Annotated in this window: 11 protein-coding genes; 10 read left to right on the top strand and 1 reads right to left on the bottom strand. The window is 54.4% G+C overall.

Annotated features, from left to right (window positions below; all coding sequences use genetic code 11):
- The first annotated feature begins 43 nt into the window (after positions 1–43).
- From AC3WQH_RS11115 to holA, 4 genes are all read left to right on the top strand, one after another.
- Positions 44–2,419 carry a DNA internalization-related competence protein ComEC/Rec2 gene (locus AC3WQH_RS11115; RefSeq protein WP_007777479.1) on the top strand — a complete coding sequence of 792 codons (2,376 nt, stop codon included), beginning with the start codon at positions 44–46 and terminating at the stop codon, positions 2,417–2,419.
- A 53-nt stretch (positions 2,420–2,472) separates the two neighbouring features.
- Positions 2,473–3,018 carry an RNA polymerase sigma factor gene (locus AC3WQH_RS11110; RefSeq protein WP_005833157.1) on the top strand — a complete coding sequence of 182 codons (546 nt, stop codon included), beginning with the start codon at positions 2,473–2,475 and terminating at the stop codon, positions 3,016–3,018.
- Entirely contained in the window at positions 3,018–3,875 is an 858-nt protein-coding gene (locus AC3WQH_RS11105) for a hypothetical protein (protein ID WP_005833155.1), read from the top strand. Before AC3WQH_RS11110 ends, AC3WQH_RS11105 begins: the two co-directional genes overlap by 1 nt.
- Positions 3,876–4,172: 297 nt before the next feature.
- A complete protein-coding gene (gene holA / locus AC3WQH_RS11100; protein ID WP_005833153.1) occupies positions 4,173–5,213 on the top strand; it encodes a DNA polymerase III subunit delta in 1,041 nt (346 codons plus the stop codon).
- 59 nt (positions 5,214–5,272) lie between these two features.
- Here the strand turns inward: holA and rpsT are convergent, their stop codons facing one another.
- A complete protein-coding gene (rpsT, locus tag AC3WQH_RS11095; RefSeq protein WP_005833151.1) occupies positions 5,273–5,548 on the bottom strand; it encodes a 30S ribosomal protein S20 in 276 nt (91 codons plus the stop codon).
- Positions 5,549–5,725: 177 nt separating this feature from the next.
- Here rpsT and gpr point away from each other — a divergent pair, with 177 nt between their 5' ends.
- The 6 genes from gpr (at position 5,726) to AC3WQH_RS11065 (ending at position 12,532) form a co-directional block, all read left to right on the top strand.
- Entirely contained in the window at positions 5,726–6,826 is a 1,101-nt protein-coding gene (gene gpr, locus AC3WQH_RS11090; RefSeq protein ID WP_007777491.1) for a GPR endopeptidase, read from the top strand.
- Between the two features lie 149 nt (positions 6,827–6,975).
- The gene (gene spoIIP, locus AC3WQH_RS11085) at positions 6,976–8,157 is read left to right on the top strand and encodes a stage II sporulation protein P (RefSeq protein WP_007777495.1); all 1,182 of its coding nucleotides are present in this window, start codon (positions 6,976–6,978) and stop codon (positions 8,155–8,157) included.
- 5 nt (positions 8,158–8,162) lie between these two features.
- Positions 8,163–8,471, top strand: coding sequence for a DUF3679 domain-containing protein (locus AC3WQH_RS11080; protein WP_007777498.1), 309 nt, complete (start codon positions 8,163–8,165; stop codon positions 8,469–8,471).
- A gap of 313 nt (positions 8,472–8,784) precedes the next feature.
- The gene (locus AC3WQH_RS11075) at positions 8,785–9,753 is read left to right on the top strand and encodes an ABC transporter ATP-binding protein (RefSeq protein WP_005833139.1); all 969 of its coding nucleotides are present in this window, start codon (positions 8,785–8,787) and stop codon (positions 9,751–9,753) included.
- A gap of 19 nt (positions 9,754–9,772) precedes the next feature.
- Entirely contained in the window at positions 9,773–10,744 is a 972-nt protein-coding gene (locus tag AC3WQH_RS11070; protein WP_005833137.1) for an ABC transporter ATP-binding protein, read from the top strand.
- Between the two features lie 126 nt (positions 10,745–10,870).
- Positions 10,871–12,532 carry an ABC transporter substrate-binding protein gene (locus tag AC3WQH_RS11065; protein ID WP_007777510.1) on the top strand — a complete coding sequence of 554 codons (1,662 nt, stop codon included), beginning with the start codon at positions 10,871–10,873 and terminating at the stop codon, positions 12,530–12,532.
- The last annotated feature ends 167 nt before the right edge of the window (positions 12,533–12,699 follow it).

Below are 12,699 nucleotides of genomic sequence, written 5' to 3'. Positions count from 1 at the left end.
CGCAGGAAAAGAACAGTTCGACAAATGGACGGAGGGGGAGACGATGTCACTTTGGAATGCGAGCTTGGCCGTGATGAGCGGCTTGCTCCTGTCGGCGTATGCGCATCCCGTCTGGCTGCTCGGAGCGGCCGGGGCGTGGGCGGCAGCGGCTGCGTTTGTTCCGCGCGCCTATCGAGGCCGCCTCGCTGTTTACTCCTTCCTCTCTATTCTAGCAGGTCTCTATTTTTATGGGTACGAGATTCTCCAGCAGTCGGAAATGAAACCGTTGGCGGCACAGGAGCGAACCGTATGGGTGCGCGGAGAAATCGCTTCTGGCGTCAAACGGGACGGCGATGTCGCCCGCTTCTTTGCGGATGTGGGCCAGTGGCGCGAAGAGGGCGAAAGCTGGCAGCAGCTTGGCCTAAACGAAACGATCGTTCTGCGCGTCAAATTGAGTGCAGCGGAGGAAGCGGCAGCAGTCGAGAAGTGGCGCACAGGCAGCGAGCTTGTGGCACTTGCCCGGCTCGGACTGCCGCAAGGAGCGCGCAACCCGCACGCCTTTGACTATGCGCGCTACCTGCACTGGCAAGGGGTACACGTCGTGGCGGAGACAGCCTTCCGGGACGCGAGGGTAGAGGCGGCAGCGAGCATTCAAGGGAGTTTTCAGGAGTGGCAAAAGGCGGGGGCCGAGCGGATCGAAAGCTTGTTTGCCGATCGGGAAACAGCCGGTTATATGAAGTCATTGCTGCTGGGGCTTGGCCAAGACGTGACGCCTGAGCTGGAATCGATGTACGCCAATTTGGGACTCAGCCACGTTCTCGCGATTTCCGGCTTGCATGTGACGCTGGTCACCTCGATGTTCATGTGGTGTCTGGACAGGCTGGGAGTAAGCCGCAGGTGGGGGCTTTTTGCGACTGTTTCTTTGCTCGTCGGATATGTCCTGCTGGTCGGGGCGAGCGCATCGGCTGTCCGCTCCGGCTTGATGGGCGGTGTCGGGCTTGTTTGCCAGGTGGCAGGAAAAAGGCTGGATGGAAAAGAAGTTTGGGCAGGTGCCTTGCTGGTCATGCTTGCGGTAAATCCGTACCAGTTGTGGCATGTCGGGTTTCAACTGTCTTTTGCGGTCACGCTGGGGCTTATTCTGTTTGTCCCGTACAGCCTGCACGTGTTTGAGCGGGTACCTGTCTGGATCAGGACGCTCGTTGCGGTCACGTTTTCCGCCCAACTCGTCTCTTTTCCGTTTCTCATCTATCACTTTCATCAGTTTTCGCCGCTGTCCTGGCTGGTCAACCTCCTGGCTACACCTGTGCTTTCCTTGCTCGTCCTGCCGCTCGGCTACATCGCGATCGTGCTTGCTCTCGTCCATCCGGCGCTTGCGGCCGTTCCTGTCTGGCTTACGACCCGCCTGCTCGGCTGGATTCACGAGCCGCTGTACGCGCTGGATCAACAGGTGATTCCATTTACCTACTGGCCGCATCCAAAGTGGTGGTGGCTACTTCTGTACGCCTGTTTTCTCGGGATGCTGCCCATATTATGGAATCGCGGCTACCACCGCAAACAAGACGTTGCGCTTTGTTTGGCCTTATTTCTCGGGCTTTTGGTCGCGGCACGCCAGCCGCTTGCAGGCAGCGATGAAGTGCGGATTACCTTCCTCGATGTCGGGCAAGGGGATTCCATCGTTGTCGAAATTGGCACCGAGAAGGTATACTTAATGGATGCAGGTGGGACAATGCGCCATCCGGCAGCGGAACCGTGGATGGAGAAGCGCGACCCTTTTGAAGTAGGCAAGGACGTCGTTCTCCCGTTTCTCATGGCGCGTGGGATCGAAAAAATTGATCGTGCCATCATGACGCATGGCGACCTGGACCACATTGGAGGAATGGAAGCGCTGGTTTCCCGCTTTTCTTTCGGGGAGGTACTGGTGAACGGACAAGTACCTGAAGCAAAGGAAGCACAGATTCGCGAGCTTTTTCGCGAAAGAGGCGTCCCGATCACGACTGGCACTCCCGGTCAGGTATGGTCAGATGGACCGGAAATCGAATGGAAATGGCTTCATCCTGGAGAAACGACACTCCGCGGCAACGACGCCTCCGTCGTTCTTCAGCTTACCGCATACAACAAAACGGTTTTGTTTACAGGCGACATCGAACGAAGCGGAGAAGCAGTGCTCGTCCAAAACGGCCTGTCACCCGTAGATGTATTGAAGGTCGCCCACCACGGCAGCAATACTTCCAGTACCGAGGAGCTGCTGGCGGCGACGGCTCCCAAAGCAGCGGTCATTTCGGCAGGGGTGAACAATCGGTATGGACATCCTGCCGTCCAGGTGCTGCAGCGTTTGGGGAAATACGGCACCACGATTTACCGGACAGATCGGCACGGTGCGATTACGTTGATTATCTCGCCTGCCGGACTGTCTTGGAATACCCAACAATTGGATACATAATATGGTTGCAACCTTTTTCATGAGCGACCCGTCTGTAGGGGGGAGAGGAGATTATGCAGGAAGCAGAACTGATCAGGCTGGCGCAATCCGGGGATCATGATGCGCTTGTCGAGCTGCTTCGATCCGTTGAGACCTCCGTTTACCGAAGCGCTTATTATATTCTGGGAAATGAACAGGACGCGCTCGATGCTGCTCAGGAAGTGCTTATTCGCATTTATCGCAAGTTGGACACCTATCAGGAAAAGGCAAAGTTTTCCACTTGGGTGCAACGCATTGTCAGCAATGTCTGTATGGATAAATTTCGCGCGAAGAAGGAAACGGTCTCAATCGACGAGCATGAGCTGATAATACCTGATCGAAACAACGTAGAAGATGAGATCCTTCTCACCGGGCTGTCAAATGACATCCAGGAAGCCATCGGGAAGCTGCCCAAGCAGTACCGGATGGTTGTAGTACTCCGCTACCTGGAGGATTTATCCTATCAGGAAATAGCGGAAGCGTTGGATTTGCCGCTTAACACGGTCAAGTCGTATTTGTTTCGGGCTAGGCAACAGTTGCAAGAACTGTTGTACGACTACCAGAAAGGGGGAATCGGTTGATGACTAACGAAGAGATTTGGGAATGCATGCAGAGGGATCTGGATGGGGACTTGTCCGAACAAGAGCAGCAAGTGCTGTACACCCTTATTCAAAAAGATGCTGACCTGCAACTTATGTACAACCGTTTGAAAACTGTGTCGCAAAAACTAGAGCAGTTGCCCCCTGTCGTACCCTCATTCAGCATTGTAGATTCGATTTTGCCACAGTTGGAATCAGCGGCAGCAAAGCCGGTAGCTGTGAAATCTGCAACGATTGAGGAATCCTTGCCTACTCTTGAAGTTAAGCGCAAGTCGTCTTCGCTGTCGGAATCGAAAAAATGGAAGCGAATGAAAGTATGGCTCGCCGGACTTGGCAGCACGGCTGTTGCAGCCTGTCTGCTGATCGGCATGCTGTTCACAGGCGGCGACGGGAAGCATCCGGAGCCAGATCCGTTAAGCCAAGGTACAGACAGTGCTCCAGCCCCCGTCGTGGAGGACAAAACGGTGGTGTACGGACCAGAAGCTCCTACTCCAAGCACTAATCCATCTCCATCGAATAAAAAGGAAGTGGGGAAGAAGTCCGAGGAAACTCCGCCTAAGAAAAAAACGTCCAAGCCGCCTGCGCAAACCGATCAAAAGCCACCGGTCAAGCCGCCTGCCCAAAACACGACTCCGCCAGCTTCGAAGCCCGCAGTTGCTCCAAAGCCTGTAGTGACAGAGGATAAGCCGCCGTCATTTCCGATCGGACTGGAAGAGAAAACGGACGAAGATGACAACAAACATGCGCCTGATAAAGCAGACAGGGATGAAGACGAGGAGAAAGACAGCAAACAAGACAAAAAGAAGGAGCAGGAAAACCAGCAAGAGAATGATGAATAATCATCCAGCTTTTTTCCTGTTTCAGGGCAAACGTGTTTTTCAAATGTGGACTGGCACCACTAAGGGGGTTCTTGCGTAAAGTACATTATCAAGCACCCCCTGCTTACCGTTTGGGGAGGAGGAATCCCGGGGCTTTTCCCTAAACGTTTACATAGAGGTGCCAACGGATGGAAAAACCGCTACCTGTTCAATCGGTAGCGGTTTTTTTGGTCGCTGACCAGGCAAAAAGATGGGCAAGTCAAGTTTTCTAATGCTATAATGACGCAGATAAGTTGCAAGGAAAGGGAGAGAAAACGCATGCCACTCCTGTCGGCCATTCGGGAAATCCGGCAAAAGCACTTTTCGCCGCTGTACGTGCTTTTCGGCCCGGAATCGTTTTTAGCCGAAGAATTTTTGTCGCTGGCCAAAAACGAAATGATTGACCCGCAGTTTCGCGATCTCAACATGAGTGTCTACGATTGTACGGAGACGGGACTCGCGGACATATTGCAAGACGCGGAAACTTTGCCGTTTTTGGGAGAGCATCGCCTCGTGATTGCCAAACACGCGTATTTTTTGACGGGGAGCAAGCCGCAGACGAAAGTGGAGAGCGATCCGGATGCGCTGCTTGCCTATTTGCAAAATCCGCCTCCGTACACGACGCTGATTTTACATACAGAAGCCGAAAAGCTGGACGAGCGCAAAAAGCTCGTCAAGACGCTGCAGCAAAAAGCGAAGGTCATTCCGTTTCCGCTGTTAAAGGACGCGGATTTGTACGGCTGGGTAGAGCGGCAGGCAGACAAGTACCAGGCGCGGATCGGGCGCCCGCAGGCGATGAAGCTGGTGGAGCGCGTCGGCCACGAGCTGCGGCTGTTGGACAAGGAAGTGGAGAAGCTCGCTTTGTACGTAGGAGCGGGGGCCAGCATTACGGATGAGGTGATCGAAACGCTCGGCGCACGGACGCTGGAGCAGGATGTTTTCGGGCTGATCGAGCAGGTCGCGTCAGGGAAGTTGGACAGGGCGTTGCGGATGATGTACGACTGCATGAAGACAGGCGAGGAGCCAATCAAGCTGATTGCGCTGTTGGCGAGACAGTTTCGCATGCTGCTGCACGTCAAGCAGCTCTCGCCGCGCGGTTATTCGCAGCAGCAGATGGCAGGCATGATAAAAATGCATCCGTACGCCGTGAAAAAAGCGATGGAGCAGGCGCGCCATTTTTCCGAGGATTCGTTGAAAAGGCTGCTGGGGATTCTGGCAGAAGAAGATTTTCGCATGAAGTCCGGCCAGGTGGACAAGCGTCTTGCGCTGGAGCTGTTTGTGGCACGGGCCCATGCCGAGCGGCAAGCAACGACGAGCTAGCGCCAAACATAAAAAAACCCCATGAACGTGACGTTCGCGGGGTTTTTTCGGTTGGTCTCTTACGCTACAGGAGCGCTCAGAACGTTGAGCTTTTTCATCAAACGAGACTTTTGACGGTTTGCTGCGTTTTTATGAATGAGACCTTTCGAAGCGGCCTTGTCCAGCTTTTTCACAGCCACCAGAAGAGTGGATTTCGCCAATGCTACATCAGAAGCGGCGACAGCTTTCTCAAAGCTCTTGATCGAAGTGCGCAGATCAGACTTTTGAGAAGCACGGTGTGCGCGACGCTTTTCGATTGTTTTGGTGCGTTTAATCGCGGATTTAATGTTTGGCATGTGTGTCACCTCCTTAGACGACCATAGACATACAGTCATACAACAAAGTAATTCTAGCATGGGCAAAGACCATTTGCAAGAAAGGATTCGGAATAAAAATAAAGGATTCAAGCAACCTAGTAGCAGGAAGAAAACGGTCACGACCGTTTTTCTCATCGAGAAGGGAGTCGATGGAACATGGCGCACAACATTGATTTGTCAGGCTACTCGATTCGGACCGATTTGGCCGTAGAGGCGCATGAGCTGGCCCAGCAGCAAAACGAAAGCAATATCGAAGGCATTTGGCTGCAAGCTGACGACCGGGAGCCGAATATCAAGGTGACGAGACTGCACGTACAGACGGAAGAGGCAGGCAAGCAAATCGGCAAGCTGCCGGGACGCTACCTGACGATAGAAGTACCCAAGCTGCGCGAAAACGATACTTCTATAGAAGAACAAGTCGCAAAGCGGTTCGCTGTGGAATTTGCCGCTTTTCTGGAGCAAATGGGAATCACGAAAGACCAAAAGGCGCTGATCGTGGGGCTTGGCAACTGGAACGTGACCCCGGACGCGCTCGGGCCGATGGTGGTGGAAAACTTGCTGATTACGCGCCACCTGTACAAGCTGGCCCCGGAAACGGTCGGGGAAGGCTATCGCGAGGTCAGTGCCATCTCGCCGGGCGTGTTGGGCATTACCGGGATTGAGACGAGCGAAATTGTTTTCGGCGTCGTGGAAAAAAGCAAGCCAGACTTCGTCATTTGCATCGACGCTCTCGCCTCCCGCGCTCTGCACCGCGTCAATACGACGATCCAAATATCGGACACAGGCATTCATCCCGGATCCGGGGTAGGGAACAAGCGCAAGGCGATCGACCAGGCGACGCTCGGGATTCCGGTGATCGCAGTCGGCGTGCCGACCGTCGTTTTTGCCTCCACGATCGTCAATGACGCGATTACGTATTTGCTGGGGCATTTTGGGCAGTCCATGGTGGAGAGCAAGCGGGCGTTCAACAAGTTGGCGCTAAGCACGGTGCCGGAGCGTAGCGAGCCGTACACCGAGGATGATTTGCCTGACATGGAATCGCGCAAAACGTTTATGGGGCTGGTAGGCTCGCTGCCGGAAGAGGAAAAGCGGCAACTGATCCACGAGGTGCTCCGGCCGCTTGGACAAGATTTGGTCGTCACGCCAAAAGAGGTGGACGACTTCATCGAAGGCGTAGCCAACGTGATCGCAACCGGGCTGAACCGCTCGCTGCATCAGGCCGTGGACGGGGACAACAGCGCCGCCTACACGCACTAGCCAAGGAGCTTGCGCGCAAAGCGCTAGATTGTGAGAGAACAGCTAGAAAAGGGTTCTATCGTCTCTATGAGGCTCATAGGCTAAAGCATAGACAAGCGTGAGAGAGAGCGTCGCGCTTCGTCCACGCAACAGCCAGAGGAGTGAGACAGATGGCGACCCTAATCCAACGCCAATTCGCAGTTCTTTCATTCATAACCGCGTTTTTGTTCGTCATGACGGGTGTGTTGTCGCTGGGAGGAAATCGCGTCGCGATCACCTCCTCCGCCATCCAGCAGGCGGCGTCGCATATATCGAGTCTGGCGATTTTGAACTGGATGGGGCAGGAGATTCCGGCTCTCTCCGCTACGGTGCAGGCTTCGTCCGATGCCAGGTCCAATAGCGTGACGGGCTTTCTTTTTCAACTGGCGACCAATATTCAGCCAGGCGATTTGCGCAGCCTGCTCGGCAGAGAGCTGCCGGGGATGGTGACGACGGAGGATGCGCGGTTTGTCGTCCAGGGAAAAGGAGCTACGCTCGCTGACTTTTACGTCGAGTATCCCGCCCATCCGAAGCAGGTGGCAGATACGTCCCAGCTCGTGCCCGTCGTGGAGCCGCAAGAGCAGGCGGCGGCAAAGCCCGCAGAGGAAAAGCCCGCTCCTGTGGCAAAGCCAGCCACGACGAACGGCAAAAAAGTCGTCTTCGTCTACAATTCGCACAACCGCGAATCGTGGTTTAGTGAAACAAAGCCGGTCGGCACTTCTGTCGATCATCCGACCCGAAACATCTCCCTCGTCAGCCAACATCTGAGCGAGGCGCTGAACGAGCGGGGAATCGGTGCGGATGTAAGCAAGGACGACATTTACCAGCAGCTTCTGAACAAAAAGATGGATTACGCGCTGTCGTACGCCCAATCGTTGCAAGTAGTGAAAGCCGCTGTCGAAAAAAATCGGGAGCTGCACTACTTCTTCGACCTGCACCGCGATACGGCTCCGCGTGATCGCACGACCGTGACGATCAAAGGAAAAACGTACGCACGCGTCATGTTCGTCATTGGCAAGCGGAACAAAAGCCACGAGAAAAACGAGGCGTTCGCGACCGAACTGCACGAGCTGATGGAAAAGATGTATCCCGAGCTGTCCCGCGGCGTGATGGAAAAAGGGGCAAAAACCGATCATGGCGAGTATAATCAGTCCATCTCTCCGGGAAGCCTGTTAATGGAAATAGGTGGCACGGAGAACACCTTGCAGGAGAGCTTGAATACGGCGGAGGCATTGGCCGATGTCTTTGCCGCTTATTACCTGCAGGCCGAAAAAGTAGGCAAAACAGTAGCGGAAGAGCCTGCGAAGAGGTGATGGGCATGAACGTGACGGTGAAGCTGACAGGTCTGTTAATCATTTTGCTGGTCGGCGTGGTGATTGGTCTGCAAACGGCGGAGCGGGGAATCTCCAAGGTGAGCGGAGTGCCCGAAGAAAAAGCGCAGACCTTTTACATCAAAAAAGTCGATCAAGGTCAGATGGAAATCGCAGTGATGGGCAAGCAGGTGCAGACGGCAGGGCCGGAGAAAATGGTCAACTACGTGAGCCGTGTGGGCTTGACATTGGGCGACAGCATCAAAAATGGAGCGCAAATGTTTGTCGATTGGGTAGGAAGTTTTTTCGAGCCGTAGATTTTGTTTACGCGCAAAAAGAAGGGGTGTACAAATCCTCAGTGACAAAAGACCCGTCAGAGCGGGTCTTTTTTGCGTGTCAGGCGGGCGGGGAACGATTTGCCGCAAACTGTGCAACGCAGATGGCGCCTGCGCTCCGTGCCGCAAGCGAAAATTTTTGAATGAAATTGGGGGAGGAAGGAGGAATATTCGATATAGTCAGCAAAAATATAATAGTTAGAATTTATTGTGTTGCCAAAAAATTGTATTAATGGCATAATGTCTACTGATAGATCTTTTTCTACTGAATATATCGGTAAGAGAGGTGAGCCACGTGTCAGATCCTGTCCTTCAAATCGAAAACCTGCAGACGCACTTTTTCACGGACCGCGGCCAAATCCCTGCCGTTGATGGCGTGACGATCACGGTTAACAAAGGAGAAGTAGTCGGCATCGTAGGCGAGTCAGGCTGCGGGAAAAGCGTTACTTCCTTGTCAGTCATGAAGCTGGTGCCCAATCCACCTGGAAAAATCGTCGGGGGAAAAATCAAGTTCAAAGGGGAAGACCTCGTAACAGCCGATGAAAAGCGGATGAGGGACATACGCGGAAATGAAATCGCGATGATTTTCCAAGAGCCGATGACGTCCCTGAACCCTGTTTTTACGATCGGGAATCAGATCGGCGAAGCGGTTCGCTTACATACGAAAGCCAGTAAAAAAGAGTCGCGGGCTCGCGCGATCGACATGCTGAAAAAAGTAGGGATTCCGCGAGCGGAAGCGATTGTCGATGAATACCCGCACCAGCTTTCCGGCGGGATGCGGCAGCGCGTCATGATCGCCATGGCGATGGCCTGCAATCCGGAGCTGTTGATTGCGGACGAGCCTACGACGGCGCTCGATGTGACCATTCAGGCGCAAATTCTCGATCTGATGCGCCAACTCAACCAGGAGGCGCAGACGGCCATTTTGCTCATCACGCACGATTTGGGCGTGGTCGCGGAGATGTGCCACCGCGTCGTGGTCATGTACGCGGGCAACGTCATCGAAGAGGGAGACGTTCGCACGATCCTGAAAAAGCCCAAGCATCCGTACACAAAAGGATTGCTCAACTCCTTGCCCAAGCTGGAAGAGTCGCAGGAGAGGCTCTACTCCATCCCGGGGAATGTGCCGATTCCCGGCTCGCTTACGGTCGGATGCCGCTTTGCGCCCCGGTGCGATCAGGCGACTGATCTTTGCCGCAGCGAAATGCCGCAGCTAAAAGCAGTAGGGGAAAATCACCTGTCCCGCTGCTGGCTGAGCGAATAACCCGAGAGGAGCATGCCCGTTGACAGAAGAACTACTCGTCGTAAAAAACTTGAAAAAGTACTATCCCATCACTGGTGGCATCCTGGGCGGGGAAGTAGGCGTCGTAAAAGCAGTAGACGATGTTTCGTTTACGGTTAAGCGCGGGGAAACGCTGGGACTGGTCGGAGAGAGCGGCTGTGGCAAGTCGACGACCGGGCGCTCGCTCTTGCGGCTGATCGAGCCGACTGCGGGTGAAGTCACGTTTGACGGTGTGAATGTAACCGCGCTTTCAACGGATGCGATGCGCAAAATGCGCCGCGATATGCAAATTGTTTTCCAAGACCCGTTCGCTTCCCTGAATCCTCGTCACAATATTGAGAAGATTCTGGAAGAACCGCTGATCGTTCACGGGATCGGAACGAGTGCCGAGCGCAAACGAAAAGTGCAGCAAATGCTCGAGGTCGTGGGGCTGAGCAGCTATCACGCCAGGCGTTACCCGCACCAGTTCAGCGGTGGGCAGCGCCAGCGGATCGGGATCGCCCGGGCGCTCATGCTCAATCCGAAGCTGATCGTGGCCGACGAGCCTGTATCTGCGCTCGACGTGTCGATTCAGTCGCAAGTGCTCAACCTCATGCAAGATTTGCAGCGGGATATGGGCCTCACCTACTTGTTTATCGCCCACGACCTGAGTGTCGTGCGGCATATCAGCGACCGGGTGGGCGTGATGTACCTCGGCCGGATCGTGGAGCTGACCACGAGCAACCAGCTTTACACGAATCCGCTTCATCCGTACACAAAAGCTTTGCTGTCTGCCGTGCCGACTCCGGACCCCGACGCTGTGCGGGAGCGGGTGATTTTGCAAGGCGACGTGCCAAGTCCTGCGAATCCTCCCAGCGGCTGTACGTTCCATACGCGCTGTCCGCACGTGACAGAGGAATGCCGCTCTGTTCGTCCCGCTTTTCAGGATGTGGGCGACGGACACTTCGTGGCTTGCCATCTGTACAAGCAGTAAGCCGCACGTAGGATGTCCGCCTGCTGAAAAGGTTGCCTTGTTAAAGGGGGGATGCGAGGCAGGAGCGACATGAATGACCACCTATCCAAGTAACATGTTTTCACTTTAGTAGAGGGGGATGTTTTCATGAAGAAGAGAGTTCTCTCCGCAGCCATGACCAGCCTGTTGGCGCTGGCTATGTTGCTTGCCGGATGCAGCGGTTCTCAGACGACACAGGCGCCGGCAGAACAGCCAAAAACAGAAGCTCCGGCGACTTCGGCACCAGAGCCGGCAAAAACGGGACCCAAGCAACTGATCGTCGGCCGCGGCGGCGACACAGTGGGCCTCGACCCGATCGCGCAAACCGACGGCGAATCGTTCAAGGTGACGGAAAACATATTCGATACGCTGGTAGGCTACGCGGAAGAAAGCACAGAAGTAGTGCCTTCCCTTGCTGAAAAGTGGGAAATCTCTCCGGATGGTTTGACGTACACGTTCCATCTGCGCAGCGGCGTGAAGTTCCACGACGGCACGGATTTCAATGCCGAGGCGGTAAAATGGAACTTCGAGCGCTGGAGCGACAAGAACCATCCGCAGCATAACAAGGAAGGCTTCGAATACTACAACGACATGTTCGGCGGCTACAAAGGCGACGAAACACACGTCATCAAGAGTGTAGAAGCGGTAGACGCGCAAACGGTGAAATTCACCCTGAACCGCCCGCTCGCCCCGTTCATTCAAAACCTGGGCATGTCCTGCTTCGCGATTGCATCGCCAAAAGCGGTACAGGAGATGGGCCCTGAGAAGTTCAACGAAAAACCGGTCGGAACAGGACCGTTCAAGTTCGTAGAGTGGAAGCGCAACGACACCATTACGCTGGAGAAAAACCCGGACTATTGGAACGCTGGTTTCCCTAAGCTCGACAAGCTCGTGTTCAAGGTCATTCCTGAAAATACAGCTCGTCTGACAGCGCTCACTTCCGGCGAGATCGACATGATGGACGGTCTGAACCCGGATGACGCGGAAACGGTGAAAGGCAACAGCGATCTGCAACTGATCCTGCGCCCGTCCATGAACATCGGCTTTGTCGGCTTTAACGTAGAGAAAAAGCCGCTGGACAACCCGAAAGTTCGTGAAGCGATCGCGTATGCGGTCAACAAGCCGGCGATCATCGACGCCTTCTTCGCAGGACTGGGACAACCGGCTGTGAACCCGATGCCGCCTTCCATCTGGGGGCACAACAGCAACATCCAAGACCGCGAATTCAACATTGACAAGGCAAAGCAGCTTTTGACAGAAGCAGGCTTCCCGAACGGATTCAAAATCAAGTTCTGGGCGATGCCGGTTGCTCGTCCGTACATGCCGGATGGCGTGAAAATTGCCGAGGCGATTCAGCAAGACCTGAAAAAGATCGGCGTAGAAGCGGAAATCGTCACCATGGAATGGGCGACGTACCTGGAAAAAACAAAAGCAGGCGAGCAGGAAATGTTCATGCTGGGCTGGACTGGCGACAACGGCGACCCGGACAACTTCCTGGCGACCTTGCTGGATAAAAACAACATCGGCGGAAACAACCGCACGCGCTGGGCAAATGAAGAAGCGCACAAGTTGCTGATGGCTGCCCAGTCTGCGACGACCAAGGAAGAACGCGAGAAGCTGTACCTGCAAGTTCAGGAAATCATCTTCAAGGACGTGCCGATGGTGCCACTGGCGCACTCGACGCCTGCGCTTGCTGCCAAGGCCAACATCATCAACTACAAGCCGCATCCAAAAGGCTCCGAGAGCTTGGAGAAGGTTGACCTCAAGTAAAACTGGATTGATCCGATGAGCAAGCAGGGTAAGAGGAGCGACCCTCTTCTTACCCTTTCTTTCTTGCACGCAGTCATTATTTTTTGGTAAGACGGATTGTAATATGAAGTGCGACACCAACAGCTAGATAAAAAAATGGCCCATGATTGATTCGTGTAAAATGAAGT

The organism is Brevibacillus sp. FW301-21C12A (assembly GCF_058788915.1).
The sequence above is the reverse complement of the archived record's forward strand: the minus strand, read 5'-3'. Positions and strand labels throughout refer to the sequence as shown.